Source organism: Brotaphodocola sp. (assembly GCF_983179755.1).
On sequence record NZ_CFAHBC010000030.1, the window covers coordinates 1 to 23124 of the forward strand.

Here is a 23124-nt window from a genome sequence, read left to right on the forward strand (position 1 = left end):
GGGCGGATTCCGGACTTGCACCGGTTAGAAACGTGCGCCGCCGGGCGCACTCAAAAAAAAGCGACAGCTTGACGAAAAGAATGCTCTTTTCGTCAAGCTGTCGCTTAAAAGTAATCCCATTGGGATAGGGCTTTGTAAATAGCCATAAGCCACTTATCATAGTCTTTTGGAAACCACGCCTGATGGCGTAGGAAACGAAGACTTCAGACGTGGTAATTCATTCCGATAATTTATTATTCAGCTTTCGGACCAGCTGCAACCAGAGCCTTACCAGCCTCATGGTTCTCATATTTTGCGAAGTTCTTGATGAATCTGCCTGCCAGATCCTTTGCCTTAGCCTCCCACTCGGAAGCATCTGCATAGGTATCACGCGGGTCAAGGATTCCGGAATCAACACCCGGAAGCTCGGTCGGAACCTCGAAATCAAAGTACGGAATCTTCTTAGTCGGTGCATTCTTGATGTCGCCGTTTAAGATTGCGTCGATGATACCACGGGTATCCTTAATGGAGATACGCTTGCCGGTTCCGTTCCATCCGGTATTTACCAGATAAGCCTTTGCTCCGCTCTTCTCCATCTTCTTAACGAGCTCTTCTGCATACTTGGTCGGATGTAACTCAAGGAATGCCTGTCCAAAGCAAGCAGAGAAGGTCGGGGTCGGCTCGGTAATACCGCGCTCGGTACCTGCTAACTTAGCGGTGAATCCAGACAGGAAGTAGTACTGAGTCTGCTCCGGAGTCAGTACAGATACCGGCGGAAGTACGCCGAATGCATCTGCGGACAGGAAGATTACGTTCTTAGCTGCCGGACCTGCAGAAACCGGACGAACGATCTTCTCAATGTGATCGATCGGGTAAGATACACGAGTATTCTCGGTTACGCTCTTATCAGCGAAATCGATCTTGCCGGTCTCATCCAGAGTAACGTTCTCAAGCAGAGCATCACGACGGATTGCGTTGTAGATATCCGGCTCAGAATCCTTATCCAGGTTGATTACCTTTGCGTAGCAACCACCCTCAAAGTTGAACACACCGTTGTCATCCCAACCGTGCTCATCATCACCGATCAGCAGACGCTTCGGATCGGTAGACAGAGTGGTCTTACCGGTACCAGACAGACCGAAGAAGATTGCGGTGTTCTCACCGTTCATATCGGTGTTTGCAGAGCAGTGCATGGAAGCAATACCCTTTAACGGCAGATAGTAGTTCATCATGGAGAACATACCCTTCTTCATCTCTCCACCGTACCAGGTGTTGACAATGATCTGCTCACGGCTGGTGATATTGAACATAACTGCGGTCTCAGAGTTCAGACCCAGCTCCTTGTAATTCTCAACTTTTGCCTTAGAAGCGTTGTAAACAACGAAATCCGGCTCGAAGTTCTTCAGCTCTTCCTCAGTCGGCTTGATAAACATGTTGGTTACAAAATGTGCCTGCCATGCAACTTCTACGATGAAACGGATTGCCATACGGGTATCCTTATTTGCTCCGCAGAATGCATCTACAACGAACAGACGCTTGTTGGAGAGCTCTTTCTTTGCGATCTCCTTTACTGCGTTCCAGGCTTCCTGGCTTGCCGGATGGTTATCATTCTTGTACTCGTCGGTGGTCCACCAAACAGTGTCCTTAGAATTCTCATCCATCACGATGTATTTGTCTTTCGGGGAACGTCCGGTGTAGATACCGGTCATAACATTCACTGCACCAAGCTCACTCACGCGGCCTTTCTCGTAACCCTCGAGTTCCGGTTTTGTCTCCTCCTCGAATAACATCTCATAAGAAGGGTTGTAAACAACCTCTGTGGTTCCTGTAATGCCATACTTGCTTAAATCAACTACTGCCATTTTACCTGACCTCGCCTTCCTGATGTAAATTGTGATAATCAACCGTAAACTGGGCTCAACCATACCCATATTCACGTCGCCATACGCAATTAATTATCGCACTTTTATGTTAAATTGTCAACAATACAATTTCCAGTAGCTCCTAATTTTTCCAAATTATATCTAAGAAAATTTATCAGTTTTGTAGAATCTCTGTTTGTTTTGTATACAAAAGACAGTATACTTACTTTTCATCTAGCTTATACAGCGCGATCATCTGATTTCCTTTAATCCTCAAAGCAGCAGAAAATAACCACGATTTCTCAATACAAAGAGACACTCCCATGACGGGGATTTTCCCATCACAGAAGTGTCTTTTACACTCGCATCACGCCAACATACTGATATGCCTGCTGATATGATCTGTTTGCTCGTTATACATCTTATCTCTTACTTGAAGTACTTCACACCGGACTCGAAGATCTTCATATCCTGCTCGCCGTAAATGTTGATTGCCACGGAATCACCACGGCGCTCGGAGTGTGCCATCTTGCCGAGGATTCTTCCATCCGGGCTTGTGATACCCTCGATTGCCATATAGGAACCGTTCGGATTCCAGAACTCATTCATCGTCGGCTGACCCTGATCGTCAACGTACTGGGTGGCAACCTGTCCGTTCTCAAACAGCTTCTTGATCCATGCCTCGTTTGCAACGAAACGTCCCTCGCCGTGAGATGCCGGATTGCAGTAAACACCACCGAGTTCTGCGCCTGCGAGCCACGGAGACTTGTTCGTCACAACCTTCGTGTAAACCATCTTGGAGATGTGGCGACCGATTGTGTTCATTGCCAGGGTCGGGGAATCTGCATGCTGTTCCACGATCTTGCCCTCCGGAACGAGTCCGAGCTTGATCAGTGCCTGGAAGCCGTTGCAGATACCGAGCATCAGACCATCGCGCTCATTCAACAGCTTCTCGATCTCTTCCTTGATCACTGCATTACGGAATACGGTTGCAAAGAACTTTGCGCTTCCCTCCGGCTCGTCACCTGCGGAGAAACCACCCGGGAACATCACGATCTGCGCCTTTGCGATATCCTTCTTATATGCCTCAACCGAATCACGAATATCCTCTGCGGAGAGGTTCTTGAAGACGCGGGTGATCACCTTTGCACCTGCACGCTCAAATGCCTTCGTGCTGTCGTACTCGCAGTTCGTGCCCGGGAATACCGGAATAAATACCGTCGGCTGTGCGATCTTGTGTGCGCATACATAAATCTGATCTGCGTTGTAGAGCTTCTCCTCAACCTTTGTCTGCTTTACGCCGGACTCGGTCGGGAAGACATCCTCAAGCGGTTTTGTCCAGTCTGCAATTGCATCCTCGACGGAGATCGAAACCGGACCATACTCGAAGACCGCACGGTCTGTCACCTCACCGATCACGGTATAACCGATCTCAAGCTCGCCAACCTTGCCATCGGCAACCTCGCAGACGATGTTGCCCCAGCCTGCACAGAAGAAGTCTCTCGGATCTACATTGTGCTCAATCTTCACACCGAGCTTATTACCAAATGCCATCTTGCTGACTGCTTCTGCAAGACCGTTTCTCTCAACTGCATATGCAGAGAGGATTCTGCCTGCACGGATGTCTCTCGTCAGCTTTGCATATCCATCCATCATCTGACTGTAAACCGGAAGATCATTCTCATCGCGCTCGATCTTGAAGACTACAATCTTGCTTCCCGGCTTCTTGAACTCCGGTGTGATGATGTTGCCGGAGTGATCCACGTCAACCGCGAAGGAGACGAGGGTCGGCGGAACATTGATCTCGCCGTGATGCTCATCGTTGAAGGTTCCGGACATACTGTCCTTTCCACCGATCGACGGAAGTCCAAAGCCGAGCTGTGCGCTGTAAGCACCGAGCAGAGCGGAGAATGGAGCACCCCAGCGGGCCGGGTCCTCGGTCATTCGCTTGAAGTATTCCTGGAACGTGAAACGAATCTTCGTGTAGTCACCGCCGTTTGCAACGATCTTTGCAACAGAATCGACAACCGCATAGATTGCGCCGTGATACGGGCTCCAGCTTGACAGATACGGATCAAATCCGTAGCTCATCATCGTCACGGTATCAGTCTTTCCTTTCAGAACCGGAAGTTTTGCTACCATCGCCTGAGTCTCGGTCAGCTGATATTTTCCACCATACGGCATGAAGACGGAACCTGCACCGATCGAACCGTCGAACATCTCGACAAGTCCCTTCTGGGAACATACGTTGAGATCAGACAGGACGTTCAGCCATTTTTCTTTCACATCGCCAACTTCTGCTCTCACAAACAGGCTGTCCTTCTTCTGCGGAGTCTCAAGCACAACGCTTGCCTCCTGATGAGCGCCGTTCGTGTCAAGGAAGGCACGGCTGATGTCAACGATCGTCTTACCTCTCCAGCGCATCACAAGACGCGGGCTCTCGGTCACAACTGCAACCGGAACTGCCTCAAGGTTCTCCTCCTGTGCATAGCCGAGGAACTCCTCAACATGCTCCTTGTCGAGAACAACTGCCATACGCTCCTGAGACTCGGAAATTGCGATCTCTGTTCCATCAAGACCGGCGTACTTCTTCGGAACCTTATCCAGATCGATCTCAAGTCCCTCTGCAAGCTCACCGATTGCAACGGAGACACCGCCTGCACCAAAGTCATTACATTTGCGGATGATACTGCTGACCTCCGGACGACGGAACAGACGCTGAATCTTTCTCTCAGTCGGTGCATTACCTTTCTGAACCTCTGCGCCGCAGACCTCAATCGAAGCCTCGGTATGTACCTTGGAAGAACCGGTTGCACCGCCGATTCCATCACGTCCGGTACGTCCACCGAGCAGAACGATAATATTGCCCGGATCAGAAGTCAGGCGCTTCACATCCTTTCTCGGAGCAGCACCCATGACAGCACCGATCTCCATGCGCTTTGCGACGTAGTTCGGATGATAAATCTCTTTTACATAGCCGGTTGCAAGACCGATCTGGTTGCCATAGGAGCTGTAACCGCTTGCAGCGCCGGTCACGAGCTTTCTCTGCGGAAGTTTGCCCTTCAACGTCTCAGACAGCGGGCGGGTCGGATCAGCGGCACCGGTCACACGCATTGCCTGATATACATAGGTACGTCCGGAAAGCGGATCACGGATTGCACCACCCAGACAGGTTGCAGCACCACCGAACGGCTCAATCTCAGTCGGATGGTTGTGCGTCTCATTCTTGAAGTTTACAAGCCACTCCTCAGTCACACCGTCAATCGTCACCGGAACAACGATGCTGCATGCATTGATCTCATCGGAAACCTCGAGATCCTCGAGCTTGCCCTCCGCGCGCAGCTTCTTCATTGCGAGAAGTGCCAGATCCATCAGGCAGACAAATTTGTCATCGCGGCCCTTGTAGAGCACCTCACGATCAGCAAGATACTGCTTGTAAGTGCCCTCAATCGCTTCCTTGTAATCGCCACCCTCGATCGTCACATCCCTGAGCTCAGTTGAGAATGTCGTGTGACGGCAGTGGTCAGACCAGTAGGTATCAAGCACGCGGATCTCGGTCACAGTCGGATTGCGATGCTCCTCTCCTGCATAATACTTTTGAATATGCTGAAAATCTTTGAATGTCATTGCAAGATTTAAAGAATCGTACAGGCTCTTTAAATCTTCCTCGGCAAACCCGGTAAATCCATCAAACGAAGCGACATCTGCCGGAGTATCAAACACGGTCACAAGGGTCTCCGGCTTCTTTGCGGATGCCTCTCTCGAATCCACCGGGTTGATACAAAAGTTCTTGACTGACGCTTTCTGCTCGTCCGTCAGCGCTCCGGAAAGCACATAGGTCGTCGCGGTGCGGATCACCGGTTCCTCAGTCTCCTTTAAGAGTTTCACGCACTGCTCCGCAGAATCGGCTCTCTGGTCAAACTGTCCCGGAAGAAATTCCACAGAGAAAATCGTGTCGTCCTCCGCATGCGGGAACGTCTCCTCGTACACAAAGTCCACCGGCGGCTCGGAAAAGATCGTCACCAGTGCCTGACGGTACGTCTCCTCAGATAGGTTCTCGACATCATAGCGAACCAGCACTCTCACACCAGTCACGGTCTCAATTCCAAGATAACTGCTGATCTCCTCGCGAAGCTCGCCTGCCTTGACTGCAAACTCCGGCTTCTTTTCTACATACACTCGTCTAACGCTCATAAGTACCTCCCGTGGAAATTTATCTGGATGGATTCTCATCTGTCATCCGGATTTTGTTTAAAAACAGCTCAAAATCCAGTTGCAATTTTTTCTTACTTATAGACAATAATACCATAAGATATATTATAAATAAAATTAATATATCTTATGGTATTTATTATTTGTACTAATTTATTTTATATGATTATTACTTACAGAGCGAAACGTTCTACACAGACTCATCCTCGGTCATCGCCGGCATCTGGCTCACATTGACTGCATCAAGTGCCAGTTTCATAATATCGCGAATCTCGTCCTCGGTCATCTTCATCTTCTCCGCAAGCTCCGAAAGCGTCGCCTCACGACCAAGCTCTTTGAGCAAAACCTGAGATACCGTCTGAAGCACGTTGACGCGAGCCGCAAGCTCCTCCCCGACTTCTTTTTCATCCTTCTGTTCTTCCACAATCGCATCGAGTGCCGGACGAACTGAAGTATTCAAAAATACCTCAAAATCTGCCGGAGTTTCACCGTTCCCATCTCCTGCTCCTGCCATCTCTGCAAGTGCAGTCAAAAGTGCTATATTTGCCTCCTGAATCAGATCTCCCATCAGAACGCCCTGACCGTCATACTCCTTTGCAAGCTCCACAAGCTGTCCGAGGCTTCCCTCGACAAGGCGCTCACGCGCGGAATCATCTCCCTGCGCGATCTTTTTTAAAAGCTGATCCTGCTCTTCTTTTGTGCATGGGCGGATCGCCTCAATCTCTTCCAAATACATCTGATAAATATCGTCGTGCATATTAATCTACTCTCTCCATTTATTTTTTCCAACATTTACTCCGGATAAACAAGTCTGGACTCATCAATGTTATCAAGAACCTCCTCGAGATAACGCTTTGCCCAGTACTTCGCCATCGACAGATTCATATCCAGATAGTTTCCGCAATCCTTCGCGCAAGCACCCGGAATCTCACCCTCATAATTTGCGATGAAGTTAAACAGCTCTCTCATCAACGGTACAATGTCCGTTGAATCGTAGTCACCCCCAAGAAGCAGATAAAATCCCGTCCGGCACCCCATCGGTCCAAAGTAGAGCACCTTGTCCTTGATCGGCTCATGATTTCGCAGAAACGTTGCTGCGAGATGCTCAATTGCGTGAACCTCCGCCGTATTCATCACCGGCTCATAGTTTGGTCTTGTCATTCGGATATCAAATGTTGTGACAACCGACTCGCCCACCTTATCCTTCCGGGACACATAGACACCCGGAAGCAATTTTAAATGATCAATTGTAAAACTCGTAATTTTTTCCATCTTATTTTCCTCCTACAAATTGTAAAAAGTTTTGTTAACTATCCTTGACGATTAACGATTCTTCCCAAACATCAGGAATCGAAGCCGAAGCCTCTGGTGCAAACTGAGACTCTTCCTGCCCCTGCGAATCTGAACCAGAAAATTCCAAAGCAGTCTCCTCTCATCCGCCTCGAGAGAACCACCACCGTAAAAGTATTTTTCCATCAAATCATTGATCTTCAAATAGACTCCTACGGGTACATCCAAAAAAATCTCATAAACCAACTGCTCAGTCTGTGTCTTATTCCATCCCGGTTGCATATCAATCCCGCAGACCCACAGATTCTCCTGAATCCGGTCATACAAAAACTCTGTCACCAGATCGCTGTTCGGCTTGTCGATGCAGTGATAAATCCGGTATTCATACCAGGCTTTCCGAATTTCCAGAAGAATCCAGATAATCTCAATCAGGAAAAGAAGGATCAGAAAACCGCCCCAGACAGCATCCTGCAACCTGCTCTCCTCCTGCGGATTTTCGCCACTCTTTCCTCCGTCCTCCGCTCCTCTCTTTAAGGTTTTCTCAGCCTGATCTCCCGTATCCTCAAGTGCCGCCGTTTTTTTAATCTTCTGTGGCATCTCAGACAGCTGAAGAAGCGTATAAGTGTCATAATAGAAACCAGGTGTCACATCCACCGGAAGCCAGCCCATTCCATCTGCATAGACCTCCACCCAGGCATGCGTATTCCGCGCGGTCAGCGTAATTCCGTTTGTCGCATCAAAATTCAGCTCCTCATCCTGATTTCCATCCAGATAATAGCCCTCTGCATAGCGGGCAGGAATCCCAAAACTCCGAAAAGCAAGAACTCCTGCTGACGCATAGAATGCCGAATTTCCAGATTGCTTTCCCTTGAGGAAACGAAGCAGAGGATCTTCCCCGGCAAAGTTTTTCTGAGGAGTCGGATGGTATCTGGTACTGCGTTTTAATTTTGTCCGAATGCGCTGAGTCACCTCATAAATGCTCTCGTTCTGCGCACTTTCCTCCCCGTCTGAGTGAAAGAGCTCATTCATCCTTGCGTTCATCTCACTACTTATATCCAGATAGTGTTCATATACGAAATCTCGGTATACCGATTCCGCTTCCAGATACCGTCTCTGTTCATCCGTGACCGGAGCATAGACCCACGAGTCGAGACGCTGAAGTTCTCCCGGCATGTTTCTCGAATACTCCGCAAACTCATAGGATCTGCTTCCAAAAAACTTTTTTGAGATATATCCGCTGTCCTGTCGGCTCACAATCTTATCCCCGTTCGGCTTTTCTGCTGAATACGGAGTATAGACATACTTGCGGCTTGCACCCTCATTTCGGACAGAAACAACGTTTTTCTCAATCTCTGTCTCATCCGGATCATTCGCAACAAGGTGATCTCCCGCCTGCTGATATGCCACATACTGAGCATTCGGATCGACTCCCTGCTCATTCATCCACCGCAGAAAACCACGGCGTTCCCCGGCATAAATGTTGTTTTTGAGTGATTTCCACTGACCGTTCCGATACACAGCCCCGGTAAATCCCTGAAAATACATATTTTTTATGTGGTCTGTCTGGATACGGAGAGTCACCTTCGTTCCGTCCTCCATCTCACAGGCGCGAAGAAGATCGCCCTCCGGAAGGGTATCTCTTCCATAACGGACCTGTGCCATGCTCTGCCAGATCTCCTGCTCAAAAAGCCGGATTCCCTCGCTCTTTCCTCCCGGTGACAGAAAATAAATGGCAAGCAGTCCTGCCCACACCACTGCAAAACAGATCATTCTGCGCAGTCTCGAGCCCGCCTGAAAAAAAAACAGCCAAACACCCACAGCAGACAGCAGCAGACAGATACTTCCGCGCGCTGAGGACTGTTCAAGAATGATTCCAGGCGCAAAATAAAAGACAACAAGACCAAAAAGCGGAATCAGTTTTCCTTTACTCAACAAATAGCCATTTCCCGCAATACAGAGAAGAAGGAATACCAGACAAAACGCGGTCAGATTCTCCTGCGTTGTGGCGAACGATCCCAGATAGGAGAGATTATCGCTGTACTTTTCATTCCAAAACGAAATCATCACATTGAGATAATCTCTCATCCCCGCCAGGACCCGATCCCAACCGGCAAGAAATCCCATCACCATTGCTCCTCCAACAGGAGGCACCAGAACCATTTTTTCTCTCTCTGAAAAGAATCTCCGACATAGAGTCTCACAGAAAACGGCGACACTCGCAAGCTCCACGGAAAACCGATAAAATTCTGTTGAAAATGAAATGATACGGAACCAGGACAACAAAAGACCAATCGCCAGAAACAGACCTAACACCGTATAGCTGAATAAATCTGCGTAATTTTTCCATCTCTGTTGTCTGTCATGCCTCTTTTCCTTCTTCATCAGCCGTCCTTCTCCTAACACAAACTCTTTGTGAACTACTCAGTCATTGAATGGTCGAGGATTCCCGCTTAGATGTCCTAAATCACCACGCGGAACGTGTTCTTGACCAGCTCTTTCGTGGAAACCTCCATCAGCATTCTTCTTCCCTGCTGGGATACACGGATCGCTCCCTCATCCTGAACACAGATTGCCGTAATGTCCAGATTCTCAGGCAGATGAAAAAACGCCTCCGGGCAGGTACCTGCGGTCACATAGATCACCCTGCGAAACGTTCTCTGCATATTTTCTGCCTCAAACCACAAAAGTCCCGAACCGCTCTTCTCCGGAATCACCAGATACATCCATGCGTCGAGCATTTTTTCGTACTCTCTCTCATCCGAAACCTGACGGATCAGAATCTGTCCGTTAACCGGAAGCCCTGCGTCAAAAAAGAAACCGGATTCCTGCAATTTTCCACAGATTCCCGCTGTCAGAGAGAACGCAAAGCTCAGTGCCTTAGAGGAAACTCTCTCTCCCTCATCTGAACGTCCGATATCAAGAAGAATCAGTATGTCATGGCGAGTCGAATCACTCGCTTCCTTCACCATCATCACTCCGAGTTTTCCAGTCAGCTTCCAATGAATCGATCGAAAATCATCCCCGACGTGATACTCTCTCAGATCATAGACCTCACTCGCATCTTTTCCCTTCTTCGATGCCATCTGCGTTCCATCGAGACTGTCTCCCGCAGGAGTTCCCTGCTTTATAATCTCCACCGGACACTGCGCCGGATACAGCAGGATCTGACATTCTTCTGCTGAGGAAACAGGCGCACAGTTGAGACCAAATAAATCATAACATCTGGCATTCTTTAAACAGATTCGGATTCTACCACACAGAGCCGTCTCAATCGGAATCGTCAGTGAAATGGACTTTGCAGAGAGATTCATGCGAATCGGCACAATCTTCGTCTCTCCGATCGTCAGATTCTCACATTCCAGACTTCCCTCAAGAATGCCCGCTGAAAGCAACCGGCGACTGTCCGCACGAATTTCCATCCGAAGCGGTTTTCCCGCTCTCCACTTTGCGGAGGTGCGGATCGAAACCTGAATCTCCGGCGCCTCCATGCGAATCAACAGCCAAAGCACCGCAAACCATAAAATTTCAAAAAGAAAAATTCCAAATACGAACCACTCTCTCTGCCACAGAAACAGTGCCAATGTCGCTTCCACCACCAGCGCATAGACACCCCGGATCTTAGCCATGATTCCACCTCTTTGGAGCTGACGGTGGTTTCACCTGCGCCAGAATCTTCTGAAGCACGTCTCTCTCCGTCACACCCTCCACTCTCGCCTGAGGTTTGAGAATCAGACGATGCGCACAGACATCCTCAAACGTCGCCTGAACATCCTCAGGAATCACATAACTGCGCTCCTCGAGCATCGCATGTGCCCTCGCCATCTGCGTCAGTGCGAGCACGCCTCGCGGACTCACGCCAAGATCTACCATTGCATCCTGTCTCGTCGCTTCGCACAAATGAATCAGATAATAGAGGACCTCATCGCTCATCGTCATCGTTGAGAGGTAATTCTGAATATCCACGATATTCTCCGCCCCGGAGACTACCTGAATGTTATCCAGCGGATTCGTATATTTTCTTGTTCTCAGAATTTTCAGCTGATCCTCATCCGACGGATAACCGATCGAGAGACGCACCATGAAACGGTCCATCTGGGACTCCGGAAGTGCCTGTGTTCCGGATGTTCCGATCGGGTTCTGCGTCGCGATGCAGATAAACGGATTCGGAAGCCGGTGTGTCACTCCGTCCACCGTCACACTCCGCTCCTCCATTGCCTCGAGCAGAGCCGACTGTGTCTTCGGAGAGGTTCGGTTGATCTCATCCGCAAGAAGAAGATTGCAGTTTGTCGCACCGCTCCGATACTCAAACTTTCCGGTCTGTGTGTTGTACATTGTAAATCCCGTGATGTCTGACGGAAGGGTATCTGTCGTAAACTGAATTCGTCTGTAATCCAGACCGAGTGCTCTCGAGAACGCCAGCGCAAGCGTCGTTTTTCCCACTCCCGGACAATCTTCAAGAAGAATATGACCTCCCGCATAGATGGTTGTCAGTACCCGGCGGATGGTATCATCCTTTCCGATAAAAACTTTTTTTACCTCATGAATGATATGCTCCGACTGCTCCAATATCATGATTGCGATTCCCCCTCTGTCTTTTCTGTCTCTTTTATTTTTTCTGTCGTCTCTCTCGTCTCTTTATCCTGTGCAGTCTTCGCGTCTTCTCCAGAATTCTCGACTTCCTGCCCTGCTTTTTCATCCTCCAAGTCGGAACCTATATCCGAATTGCTGTCATCGGCATCCTCGCCGGTCTCATTGTCATCTCCATCCCGACCGTCTTCGACGTCCGAATCTCCGGTCTCATCCGCCGTGTCATCTTTCGTCTCCCCAGAGTTATCGCCCGATTCATAATCCGCTTTTTCATCTGATCCATCATCTTTTGTCTCCTCAGATTTATCATCCAATTTGTCATCCGATTTGTCATTAACTTTATCGTCAGACTTGTCATCTGCATCGGAATCCTTGATTTCATCGGTATCCTCGATCTCATCATTCCCACCGATTTTATCAATTTCATTGATCTCTCCGTCCACTTCCTCAGTCGGATCATCCGGGTTGACTGGCTCCTCAATCGGATTTACCGGAAGAATTTCCTTAATCAATTCGTCCGGATTCTCGATCTCCTCAGTGCTGTCTGTGAGATAATCGTCCGGATTCGGAAATACCCAGTCCGGCTCCTCCGGCGGATCGATTCCCATCATCTCGCTCAGCAGAACTTCCGTCTCATAGAGCTTCTGATCAACTTTCACATCCACATAGTCATCAAAGTACGCGGAGAATTCCGGCGTATACTCGCCATCGTCTCCCCAGATCTCTCCAGGCCAGTCAAACATGACATCTATCATCAGGTTAAACGACATATCCTGCGCCATCTCCTCTTTTGAGAGATAACCGAACATGCTCAACTTCCACTTATCGATATACTCCTGCTCACAGCCTTCTGCCGTGTCCTCGAGCGCGATCGCCACCTCATGCTCATCATCCTCCCAGCCAAACATATATTGACTGCCACGGCTGAATGTCACAAGCGTCGGAGCCTCTTCGCTGGTGAATACCACCCGCTCCAGATTTAAACACTGTAAGAACGCATACTGACCAAGCGTGCTGAGCGTGTGTGGAAAGCAGATTTCCTCAATCGATGTGTTCGCAAATGCCTGATCTCCAATCACAAGTGGCGTCTCATCGACCGGCTCATCCGGCTCTGCATCAAAGCGGATCTCCGTGACTCCCGAACATCCAGCAAACGCATTTTCCTCAATTCTCCAGACAGCCTCCGAGAACGCGACAGTTCCGGAAAGTCCGGAATTTCGGAACGCTCCCGGACCGACAAACCACAGTCCCCGCGAGTATTCCTCGGAGATCGTTAAATCCCCCTCACAGTTTTCAAGTGCATAGTATCCGATTTCTCGAAGAATTGTTCCCTCCGGAGCCACAATCTCTCCCGAAACATCGGTCGTTCCACCAATCAGGTAAGAAACATCCCCATCCATTCCATACAGAAAACGTCCGCTCTGATCGGAATCCATCAACTCGTAGGAAGTTCCCCACAGATTGACCAGAGCCGGCATCATTCCACCTGATACCTCGCAGTCGTTATTGACATAGCAGGAGGTATAGATCATATTTTCCTCATCTTCCGCAAATTTCACTTCCAGCGCATCAAAGGTAACTGCCCGAATTGTCGGGAAGGCATTCTTTCCGACTTCGATCGTTTCCTTCGTCTTGCATACCGCAATCTGGAGATTCTTACACTGAACAAAGGCTTCTTTTGCGATCTTTTCAATCGTCTCCGGAAGTTCAATTGTCTTAAGCGACTCGCACGTTCCAAACGCACGAACGCCAATCTCCTTCCAGACAACCTCCTCGCCTGCCTCTGCGACAATGTCATCAAACGAAGTCAGATCCTCCGGTGCCTGAAGAAGAACGGCTCCGTCAGGCAGATTCAAATAGGACAACCCGCTCTCCTTCTCTACCAAGTCAAACGGCTCATCCACAATCAGTCGCTCCGCCTGTTCTTCTCCGAGAATCGGTCCCCACGCTTCCAAGTAGGCATCACGATTTCCCTCTGCCACCCGGACATGGAGTCCTCTCTCAAGCACTGTCTCGATCTCGCCAAACGTATCCTTCTCGATCTCCGGCGGAACCTCGGATGCAAAGAAAAGTTCCGTCAGGCTCTCTCCACTCAGACTCTCTGACTCCAGCTTCTGCAAACTCTCCGGTAAAAATACGCGGTCTATGTATTCCGAAACCTCAAATGCCTGCGAGGCAACGCTCTCCACTCCATCCGGCACAAAATAGAGGCCGGAATTTTCTTTGGAAACCTGATACAACTTCTTTCCGTCCTTCGAGAACAGTGCTCCGTCTCGGTAATCGTAATCGGGTTCTTCCTCTCCGCCCGTCTCCAGATGGTTCATCCCAAGCTCTGATCCCCAGGCGAACAGATACCGCCCGTAGGCACTCTCCGGAACAATCAACGTCGCATTGTTCAGACAGCTCAGATTGATCTCCGGCGGAGTCGCAGACAGAAACGTCATCTCATGAATCGAATTCTTGCTCGACAGAGACACAACCTCAATGTCCTTTGGAACCTCCACGCTCTCACACTCAAGTGGAATTCCGATGAGTTCCTTCTTGAGCTTGTCAAACAGTATCCCGTCTTTCACCGTAAAATACCGGTTTTTCTCAGATACCTGATATTCTTTTTTTACTTCAAACGCAGGACTGTCAATAAACTGAACGCTCTCCGGAATCCATGCAGTCTCCGCCACATCATCGGCAATAAAAAACATATCCTGCTCTACACCCTGAATTCCCTGTGGAATCTCAAAACGTTCCTGCTTGGATGGCCAAAACGTCAGCTTCTGCTCTAAAAAGAGACTTCCGGTTGTCCGATCCTCATTGACATCAAATACCCCATAAAACTCGTCCGGCAGTGGGGTTCTCGAAAGCGGATAGAACACATATCTTCCCGGTTTGTCCACCTTGAAATAGCTTCCTATATCCTCTCCGCCCTCCGTCAGAGACCACTGCGGGAACAGCTCTGTCATCCAGTCTCCAAACGACTCCCAGCTTTCCGCACTTGCGAGTTTCATCGTCTCATTTGGCAGATAGATTTCGCTTCCCTCATCCAGGTAAATCGTATCCAAGACTTCCCGGCTGCCATCCTCGTCCGGCATTCCCATCATCACAAGCTTGCTGTACTCGACCGGAAACGTGTAAGAGACCTCCTGCCACGGACAATTTGCATTTCCGCGGAAATAAAAGGTTACCGTCATATCCTTCGTGGCAGTCTCCGGAAACTCTCCGATGCGGAAATTGTCATTGTAGTCCGTCAGACGGTATCTCGTTCCTCCCACATCGACATAGGCGTAAAGAGAGCAGAGCAATTTCCATTTCGTCAGAACCGCTCCCTGATAAAGGGTCTCCGCCGAGTCATCAATACACGGAATCAGGATAAGCTGTGCATCCTGGGCACGCTCATCCGAAATAATTCCCGTGTCCGGAAATGACGGATAGATCGCTGAGTCCCCGCTCCACGACGGGTCTTTCGGAAGTTGTGGTTTCTCGGAACTGTCCGGATAGTCCGGATCGCTTAAATTGAAATCCTTTCCCTCGGTCGGATTATTGCCCGGCTTATCCGGTGTAGGAGTCGGACTTGGGCTTGGTGTGTCCGGGTTCGACGGAGTCTGGTTGTCCGAATGATCCGGAACGGACGGATTGTCACCACTGTTTTCTCCGCCCCCATTGCTTCCACCACCTCCGGAAGAGGACGATCCATTTTCCCGCTCACTGTCAGCCTTTCCGCTCACAATTGATCCCGCCGTGCCGGTTGGATTCTGACTGTTTCCATCTGTCAGACCTCCTGCCACATTTCCAATCGAGACATGTTCTGACTGTCCATTGTCACCCCCACCTGCGACAAGCATCATCGCACCACTGTTCTCAAAATCAGAGAGACCTCGATCGGAAGCATCGGCAGTTCCAGCCTCCGGCATCTGCTCAAGCAGAAGATTACCGGCATCCCCGGTCTGCTTCTGTGATTCATCCATCGTGACACGCGGAGAGACATCATCCATCTCCTGCCCCGTCTTCTCCTGCGCCTGCGGATCTTTCTCAAGCATCTCATTATCAGAGGAGTCCTTCTCCGGAAGATTGTTCTTCGCATAGCGATCGCTGTCCGCAAAGGAGATCTGGTTTCCTCGAAGTTCCTGACGGCTCAGAAAATATTCCGGATGGAAAAGGGCTCCCGCCTGATACTCTTTCCAGAGAACGACAGACCCTCCGGTGAAGAGCACGAGAGCAAGCGCACCTGCGACGACTCTTCCTCTCGGCATCTTTTTCCTCCATCCGTCTTTTTCAGAATTTTTTCCGTCGATCTTCTCAATCTTCTTTTGTTCCGATTTGATCTCACTCGACGGTCCATTTTCCTTTCTCTGACCGCTTTTCTCTTCTCTCATACGATTCACGCTCCGACTCGCTTTCCTTTTATCAGTATCTTTCCAATCTCTTTCTTCATCTTCTCAAAATCAATCGGCTTCGAGAAATGTCCATTCATTCCACTCTCTGCCGACAATCTCTGGTCTTCCACAAATGCATCTGCCGACAGAGCAAAAATCGGAATTGTCTTCGCATCCGGGCGGTTCATCGCACGGATCGCTCTCGATGCCGTTCTTCCATCCATCACCGGCATCTGAATATCCATGAGGATAAAGTCATATGTTCCCGGCGGGCAGACCTCAAACTGCTCAATCGCCTGCTGTCCATCCACAACCGTGTCGACCTTCGCTCCATTCATCTCAAGAATGCTGACGGCAATCTCTGCATTGACTTCATTGTCCTCTGCCATCAGAATATGCATACCCTGATAATCAAACGACTCCACAGCACGCTCCTCCTCGAGCGCCTGCTTGTCGACATTCTGGTTCTCTGCAATTGGCAGAGTCAAATAAACCGTAAAGTCTGATCCTCGCCCCTTCATACTGTCAATCACGATCTCTCCGCCCATCAGGCGCACAATCTGATCGGTGATCGCCATTCCAAGACCAGAACCACCATACTGTCTTGCAATGTGGCTGTTCTCCTGCTCAAACGGTCGAAAGATTCGGCTGACAAACGAGGTATCCATTCCGGTACCGGTATCGTGCACTCGCATCATCAGGCTGACTCTTCCATTTTCTTTCAAGAGCTGACGAAAGAGCACCCGAATCTCTCCGCTGCTCGTAAATTTGGAGGCGTTTGAGAGGAAATTCACAAGAACCTGAGACAGGCGAAGCTCGTCTCCGATGACCCAGTCGAGATCAAAATCCTGAAGCTCCACCGAAAAGGCAACACCCTTCGCCTCGATATTTTTCTGGAACATTGCTCTGAGCTGTTCTGCCATTGCCTGAAGGCTGAATGCCTTCTTCTCGAGCTCAATCTTACCCGCCTCAATTCGGGACATATCGAGAATATCATTGATGACAGACAACAGATACTGAGAGAGCTGTTCTGCCCTCTCAATATATGGCTCCGCCTGATGACCGTTCAGTTTGCCATGTGCGAGTGTGAGCATACCGATAATGCCGTTCATCGGGGTACGAATCTCGTGAGACATGTTGGAGAGGAAGGTTGTCTTGGACTGGCTGACCTCCTCCGCCTTTTCAAGTTTCTCCTCCGTCTGCGTGATCTGAGTGCGATACTGCGTGATGTCTGCAAAGCGGAACCAGTCATACTGCTCATCCCAACTCCTGAGCACTCGAATCCGATACCAGCACTCACTGTCCTTAAGCTGAATCTCTGTCTCAAACTCGCTCTTTCCATCCCATCTCTGATAGGATTTCCAGAACTTCTTTCCAAAGTTTTCATCCATCTGATCCAAAAAGCAGGTCAAATCCGCCTGCATCTGCTCTTTCGTCACACCGAACACTCGGGCAAAACTCTCTGTCTGAAATTCCGGATAGCGGTCTTTTCTGCGAATTAACAGCTCCGGCTCCCGATCACGCTCAAAGAGGATCTTTTTTTCCTGTCGCGCCCGCTTTCCGCCCCGATTCGCGCGGAAATTTCGATAATGGTATCTTCCACCCAGACTCAAGCCGGCAAGCAGCAGACAGACTGCCACAAAAACCTCCACACTAAAAATAACTGCCGGGATTCGATAGCTTCCAAGCAGTTGCAGAATCTGTATGAGTTTCTCCATTATATTATTCCCCCCGAATGTACAGTAAAAAATCCCTCTATCCCGTCTTTATATCATATCCTTATATCGTTTTTATCGTTTATATATCGCTACAATACTATGGCTTTATAGCGCTTATCGTTATTAGTATACAATAATTTTTCGCAGATGTATAGCCTTAGAAAAAGCTTCTGCCCACAAGAACATGTCAAAATTTTTGTGAGCAGAGGCAAAAAAACACTTATTCGTGCAGGCGACGGATGATCTTGAAGATGATCGTTCCCTCCATAACGGTCGGGGCATGGTGGGCAAAGAAGACAATGCCGTCGGTCGGTGAGAGGATCTGACTGATGATCTCTCCCTCAAGCGGATCAATGATTGACGCAAGCACATCCCCGCGATGCACCTCCTGACCCGGATCGACATGTCTGCGGTAGAGTCCCGGAAGATCATTTTTTACATTCGTCAGATCGTCCTCTCGGAGCACACTTGCGATGTATCCGCTGTGGCTTGTGTAGCGCAAAATTCCCATTCTCGTTAAGAAACGCAGAACCGAGGCAACCGCCATTCTTGCCGATGCCTCATCGATGTAATCCGTCGCACTCGTGTAGACGGAGAACGCATTCGTGTTCCAGATCTGCCAGTTGTAATTGAGCGTTGCCGTGTCGATCGGCTTCGGCTTGCGGATCACAACATAGGGAAGACCAAAAAGGTTTGCAAGGCTCGGATTCTGAAATCCTGTCTCCATCATGCGAATATGGGGAACAAAATCTCCCGGAATATAGAAACTCGGAAACTGAATTCCGTAACTGTATCCCTGAATCGCCTCAAATACTCCTCCCGCAATTCTCTGCGTCGTCTCGCCCTCGCTGTATCCCGGAAACATCCGGTTGATGTCCGTGTTGTCGGTCGCCCAGAACCGCTTTCCGATGTTCATCGAACTGTGGTTGACCGAAGGAATCACGAGGATCTCGTTGTCGTGGACGATCGCCCCCTTCTCCTCAAGCTCCTTGAGCGCCTTCACAAGCTGAGAACAGATGTATAGCTGTTGAACCTCATTTCCACGCATTGCTCCGACGATACATGCCGACTTTTCTCCTTTTCCGAAATGAAATCCGTAAACATCCATGTCATCCCGGTAGCAGTTTTTCAGAGTGAAAATTTTTTCTTTTCTCATTCGTAATCACCTCCCAGGACACGCGCAAGCAGAGAACCACAGGACACAACCGGATATTCGCGAAGCGTAAAGAGCATTCCGTGAATCGGCGCGCGCACTTCCTCCTCGACCGTTCCCTCAAGCGGATTAAGGATTCGTCCGATGAGTTCCCCTTCCTCCACATTTCTCCAGTGTTCCACACAGGGCACAAAGATTCCCGGTGCTCCGGCATTCAGGAATCCAACTTTTCCATCCTCGGACACAATCGGCTCCTTCGGCTCAATCGTCTCTCCGTCCCAGATTCCAAGATCCTTCATCACACAGAAGATTCCGTCTGTCAGCTGGTGACAGAAACTCTCTGTCAGACGCATGCCAACACCCATCTCGACAACAACCGTCGGGGTTCCGATCGAGTTTAAGCTGTGTGCAAGCGTGGACTCGAGAACCGTTGCCGCCGCATGTACCCAGACAAAGTCCAGATTTAAGCGTTTTGCAAACGGGAGCAGTCCATCTGCCATATTGACGTTGATTCTCGCCTGTGGAATCTCTCTGAGGAAAATGTTGCTCGCATGGATGTCGAGACAGAGATCTGCACCTGCAATATCCTGCACAATCTTTGCGGCAATATGCTCTGCAACACTTCCACCCTCACTTCCCGGAAAAATTCGGTTCATATCGAGATCAAACATCGGGATTCCGCGGGAAATTGAATCCACACCGAGCGGATTTAACGCCGGGTAAATCTCTACCCGCCCTTTCAGACATTCCTTGTGTTCCCGGATTCTCCGGTTGACCTCATAACAGACATACTGACCTTCCAGCTCATCTCCGTGGGTTCCGGTCACAATGCAGATTCTCTTTCCGCTTCCATCATAGCCGTCCGGCTCTAACACATGTTTCTTCACGCGAAGCTGTTCATCCACCGCAAGTCCGACCGAGACCACATCCATCGTCATCTCTTTCATTTGCTCTGCCCTCTTTACTTCTGTCGTTTTTTATTTCTGACTTCTGTCGTCGTTTTCTCCCATCATCGGTTTCACCAACGTGAACTCTCCCAACTTATTCTTCCTGTCAAAATCACTGCGCATCCACTCTGAGTTATACCGTGGAAATCTCCTCTGACGGGTTGTCTTCTATTTCTTCTACTTCTTCTACTTTCACATAGATCTGCTGAGTCTGAGATGCAAATCCCACGAAGCACCCGCGATCGACCGCTCCATCCACGAAATCCCGCCCCTGAGAGAGACGGATATAAGAATCCTTCGCAAGACAGTTGTTCGTCGGGTCCAACCCGACCCAGACGTCGGACAGCCAGACCTCACACCATGCATGGGTTGCGCCCTCCCCGATCATCATTCCGGCGACATAGCGCGCGGGGATGCCGGAAAGACGGCAAAGCGCAATCATAATATGGGCATAGTCCTGACAGACTCCTCTTCCTCCCGCAAATGCCTCTCCCGCTGTTGTCGCCGTCGTCGTCGCTCCGGGGACATACTCGAAATGCTCATGAAGGCACTGCATCAGAAAACAGACATCCTGAAACGTCCTCACCGGAGTACCAAGCCTTTCCTCAACCTCGTGTAAAAACGCACGCAATCCCGGGTCCGGCATCGTGCGGACAGACGGAAAGCGGTACATCGGATGAAAATCCGTGCACCGTCCCTCTATCTTCTGTACGATTCCGCTCGCCTGCACCGCGAAAAAACGGTGCGGTTTTTGAATGACTCCAGTATATCCCAGATTGCCAAATCCATCCTGCGAGAGGTGAAGCAAAATCTTTGGCGACACCTCGCAGGCATAGGAAGTCAGATGTTGGATCTCATTTTCCATCGGACGACAGCGAAGCAGAACATGATGGTCCCGCACCTCCCGGTCCAGAGTCAGCGTCATTTCATATTGAAAACGCAGATTCTTCAAATCATCACCTCTGTCATTCTTTTGCAGTTAAATGATTCCGTCAAGAGACTTAAAAAACGCTCCACAGTGCATTGATCGCTTCGTAATAGCGGGATTTCCAGTCTTCTCCCAGATTAATGATCTCAGACAGCTTATCTACCTCTGACAGATTATACCCAATTCGGATTTTATGCAAGCGGTTTAGGAATTTATTGTATTCTTTTTCAATCTGGCGATACGAATAGTCGAGGCGCATGTACAGATCCAGGCGCTCCAAATACTTTCCGCACTTGATGATATTTCGGCACTCCTCGTCCTCCACATTGTCGTCGAGACAGCCCCAGAATGCGAACAGATCATCGATGACCGGCTGAAGATCGTAGACAAGTGCCTGCGAATCCTTTGCATGCTCGATGCAGTCTAGTGCCATCTGAATATAGGAGAGCGTCTTACTGCTCAGCTCATCGCGGAGCACAACCGCATTATCAAACGCGCGGAGTATATTGCTGTACACCGAGTTTGGATCATTCTCGGAAAAGAGATAGGTGCGAATGAAATCCTCCTTATCCTTGTACACCATCGGAATCGCCAGCTTCTCACAGAACTTCTTATATACTTCCTCCTCAATGTCGAGCATCTTGTCATAGTAAGTAAAAAATGTATTTAATGTCGTGAACACCCGCTCCGTGTAACGTCCAAGCCAAAACAGGTGATCTGCTTTTTCTAACGAGATAATACCCATGTGTCCTTAAATCCTCCTCCCTGAGATGAGTTTACTACAAACGAATCCGGATTTCTCGAAAATCTGGTCAGACCGCTCGGCCAGACCATTGTCTTTTCTCCGGTGAGCACAAAGGCTCTCAGATCCGCCTTTCTCGGCACGAGATGATCGCCCGGATTGCTCTCATCCACAATGTCGAGGTCAATAAAGTCGATGACCTCCTGTGCGATGAAACGGCGAGGCTCGTTGATAATAATCTGCTTGAGTTCCTCAAGTTTTTCTGCGCTCAAATCGCTTCCGAAGATGACTCCGTATCCGCCTGCCTCTGAGACATCCTTGACAACAAGACGGTTCAAATGCTCGAGAATGAAGTTGCGGTCTTTCTCATAGAATGCCAGATACGTCGGCGCATTCTTGAGGATCGCGTCTTCTCCGAGATAGTACTTGATCATGTGCGGAACAAAGTAATAGATTCCCTTGTCATCGGCAACGCCATTGCCCGGCGCATTGATCAGGGCGACATGACCACTCCGGTAGACATCCATAATACCCGGAACACCGATCAGGGACTCTGGAAGGAAGCACATCGGATCTAAGTATTCATCCGAAATCCGGCGGTAAACGGCTCCAACCTTAAGCGAGCTTCCGCCATACTGGCGATAGTAGAGGTAATTGTTCTCCACAAACAGATCCTGAGGCATCGCAAGAATCGCTCCTGAGCGCTCTGCAAGGTAAGAGTGTTCAAAGAAGGCTGCGTTATAGCGTCCCGGTGTCAGAACGACATTGATTCCGCCCGTATTCACATTGTCCATCATCTGCTTGAGCATGAACGCATAACCGCGGTTGTCCTCGATGCGGTTGTTGATAAATGTTCTCGGAGAAGCCCGACGCGTCAGTTCTCTCGCAATCATCGGATAGGAAGCTCCCGATGGGATTCTCAAGTTATCCTCGAGGATGTACCACTCGCCATCCTTCGCCTGAACGAGATCAATTCCGGAAATGTGGCTGTAAATCTTTTTCGGCGGGACGATCCCTTCACACTGTGGAAGGTATCCCTTGGAGGAAAAGATGAAATCTTCCGGAATTACCTTGTCTTTTACAATCTTTTTCTCTCCATACACATCTGCAAGAAATGCATTCAGCGCATCGACTCTCTGCGTCAATCCCTTTTGCAGAAACTCAAATTCCTTTGCTGAAATCACTCTTGGCATTGGGTCAAATGGAAATAACTGCTCATGAAATTCGTTGTTCTTGTAAATGCCGAATTTCACTCCGTACCGTGCCATCAGCCGGTTGATTCCCTCTCTGTGCTCAATCAGTTCTCTCATCAGCGCTCTCCCCTTTGTTTTTGTTCTAT

14 protein-coding genes are annotated in these 23124 nt (G+C 49.4%); all 14 read right to left on the bottom strand.

All coding sequences use genetic code 11. The features are described from left to right. Positions 1–233: 233 nt before the first annotated feature. The 14 genes from pckA to AC4EVX_RS10430 all read right to left on the bottom strand — a co-directional run bounded on the left by pckA (position 234) and on the right by AC4EVX_RS10430 (position 23095). Positions 234–1841, bottom strand: a complete 1608-nt coding sequence (gene pckA / locus AC4EVX_RS10365) for a phosphoenolpyruvate carboxykinase (ATP) (RefSeq protein ID WP_308451085.1) — start codon at positions 1839–1841, stop codon at positions 234–236. A gap of 429 nt (positions 1842–2270) precedes the next feature. After that, a complete protein-coding gene (locus AC4EVX_RS10370; RefSeq protein ID WP_490160174.1) occupies positions 2271–6035 on the bottom strand; it encodes a phosphoribosylformylglycinamidine synthase in 3765 nt (1254 codons plus the stop codon). A gap of 208 nt (positions 6036–6243) precedes the next feature. Beyond that, positions 6244–6810 carry a sigma-70 domain-containing protein gene (locus tag AC4EVX_RS10375; protein ID WP_490160175.1) on the bottom strand — a complete coding sequence of 189 codons (567 nt, stop codon included), beginning with the start codon at positions 6808–6810 and terminating at the stop codon, positions 6244–6246. Positions 6811–6845: 35 nt separating this feature from the next. Further along, positions 6846–7325 carry an S-ribosylhomocysteine lyase gene (locus tag AC4EVX_RS10380; protein ID WP_177977425.1) on the bottom strand — a complete coding sequence of 160 codons (480 nt, stop codon included), beginning with the start codon at positions 7323–7325 and terminating at the stop codon, positions 6846–6848. Positions 7326–7376: 51 nt separating this feature from the next. Next, positions 7377–9725, bottom strand: coding sequence for a transglutaminase domain-containing protein (locus AC4EVX_RS10385; RefSeq protein WP_177977424.1), 2349 nt, complete (start codon positions 9723–9725; stop codon positions 7377–7379). 77 nt (positions 9726–9802) lie between these two features. After that, positions 9803–10969, bottom strand: a complete 1167-nt coding sequence (locus tag AC4EVX_RS10390) for a DUF58 domain-containing protein (RefSeq protein WP_177977423.1) — start codon at positions 10967–10969, stop codon at positions 9803–9805. Continuing rightward, the gene (locus tag AC4EVX_RS10395; protein ID WP_490160176.1) at positions 10962–11915 is read right to left on the bottom strand and encodes an AAA family ATPase; all 954 of its coding nucleotides are present in this window, start codon (positions 11913–11915) and stop codon (positions 10962–10964) included. Before AC4EVX_RS10395 ends, AC4EVX_RS10390 begins: the two co-directional genes overlap by 8 nt. Beyond that, positions 11912–16297: a leucine-rich repeat domain-containing protein gene (locus tag AC4EVX_RS10400; RefSeq protein ID WP_490160177.1), complete on the bottom strand. Its 4386-nt coding sequence runs from the start codon at positions 16295–16297 to the stop codon at positions 11912–11914. The genes AC4EVX_RS10395 and AC4EVX_RS10400 overlap by 4 nt, the downstream gene beginning before the upstream one ends. 5 nt (positions 16298–16302) lie before the next feature. Beyond that, on the bottom strand, positions 16303–18015 hold the full coding sequence (locus AC4EVX_RS10405; RefSeq protein WP_177977420.1) for an ATP-binding protein: 1713 nt from the start codon (positions 18013–18015) through the stop codon (positions 16303–16305). A 220-nt stretch (positions 18016–18235) separates the two neighbouring features. Continuing rightward, positions 18236–19171 carry a M14 family metallopeptidase gene (locus AC4EVX_RS10410; protein ID WP_177977419.1) on the bottom strand — a complete coding sequence of 312 codons (936 nt, stop codon included), beginning with the start codon at positions 19169–19171 and terminating at the stop codon, positions 18236–18238. Continuing rightward, complete coding sequence (locus AC4EVX_RS10415; RefSeq protein WP_490160183.1) at positions 19168–20106, bottom strand: M14 family metallopeptidase; 939 nt, start codon at positions 20104–20106, stop codon at positions 19168–19170. The genes AC4EVX_RS10410 and AC4EVX_RS10415 overlap by 4 nt, the downstream gene beginning before the upstream one ends. Positions 20107–20248: 142 nt before the next feature. Next, on the bottom strand, positions 20249–21067 hold the full coding sequence (locus AC4EVX_RS10420) for a transglutaminase family protein (RefSeq protein ID WP_490160178.1): 819 nt from the start codon (positions 21065–21067) through the stop codon (positions 20249–20251). Between the two features lie 49 nt (positions 21068–21116). Then, the gene (locus AC4EVX_RS10425) at positions 21117–21788 is read right to left on the bottom strand and encodes an alpha-E domain-containing protein (RefSeq protein ID WP_177977417.1); all 672 of its coding nucleotides are present in this window, start codon (positions 21786–21788) and stop codon (positions 21117–21119) included. Next, positions 21770–23095 carry a circularly permuted type 2 ATP-grasp protein gene (locus tag AC4EVX_RS10430; protein WP_490160179.1) on the bottom strand — a complete coding sequence of 442 codons (1326 nt, stop codon included), beginning with the start codon at positions 23093–23095 and terminating at the stop codon, positions 21770–21772. Before AC4EVX_RS10430 ends, AC4EVX_RS10425 begins: the two co-directional genes overlap by 19 nt. Positions 23096–23124 lie beyond the last annotated feature (29 nt).

Excerpts from the sequence above, each read along its gene's own strand:
- pckA (WP_308451085.1), bottom strand. The coding sequence starts at position 1,841 with ATGGCAGTAGTTGATTTAAGCAAGTATGGCATTACAGGAACCACAGAG.
- AC4EVX_RS10370 (WP_490160174.1), bottom strand. The coding sequence starts at position 6,035 with ATGAGCGTTAGACGAGTGTATGTAGAAAAGAAGCCGGAGTTTGCAGTC.
- AC4EVX_RS10375 (WP_490160175.1), bottom strand. The coding sequence starts at position 6,810 with ATGCACGACGATATTTATCAGATGTATTTGGAAGAGATTGAGGCGATC.
- AC4EVX_RS10380 (WP_177977425.1), bottom strand. The coding sequence starts at position 7,325 with ATGGAAAAAATTACGAGTTTTACAATTGATCATTTAAAATTGCTTCCG.
- AC4EVX_RS10385 (WP_177977424.1), bottom strand. The coding sequence starts at position 9,725 with ATGAAGAAGGAAAAGAGGCATGACAGACAACAGAGATGGAAAAATTAC.
- AC4EVX_RS10390 (WP_177977423.1), bottom strand. The coding sequence starts at position 10,969 with ATGGCTAAGATCCGGGGTGTCTATGCGCTGGTGGTGGAAGCGACATTG.
- AC4EVX_RS10395 (WP_490160176.1), bottom strand. The coding sequence starts at position 11,915 with ATGATATTGGAGCAGTCGGAGCATATCATTCATGAGGTAAAAAAAGTT.
- AC4EVX_RS10400 (WP_490160177.1), bottom strand. The coding sequence starts at position 16,297 with ATGAGAGAAGAGAAAAGCGGTCAGAGAAAGGAAAATGGACCGTCGAGT.
- AC4EVX_RS10405 (WP_177977420.1), bottom strand. The coding sequence starts at position 18,015 with ATGGAGAAACTCATACAGATTCTGCAACTGCTTGGAAGCTATCGAATC.
- AC4EVX_RS10410 (WP_177977419.1), bottom strand. The coding sequence starts at position 19,171 with ATGAGAAAAGAAAAAATTTTCACTCTGAAAAACTGCTACCGGGATGAC.
- AC4EVX_RS10415 (WP_490160183.1), bottom strand. The coding sequence starts at position 20,106 with ATGACGATGGATGTGGTCTCGGTCGGACTTGCGGTGGATGAACAGCTT.
- AC4EVX_RS10425 (WP_177977417.1), bottom strand. The coding sequence starts at position 21,788 with ATGGGTATTATCTCGTTAGAAAAAGCAGATCACCTGTTTTGGCTTGGA.
- AC4EVX_RS10430 (WP_490160179.1), bottom strand. The coding sequence starts at position 23,095 with ATGAGAGAACTGATTGAGCACAGAGAGGGAATCAACCGGCTGATGGCA.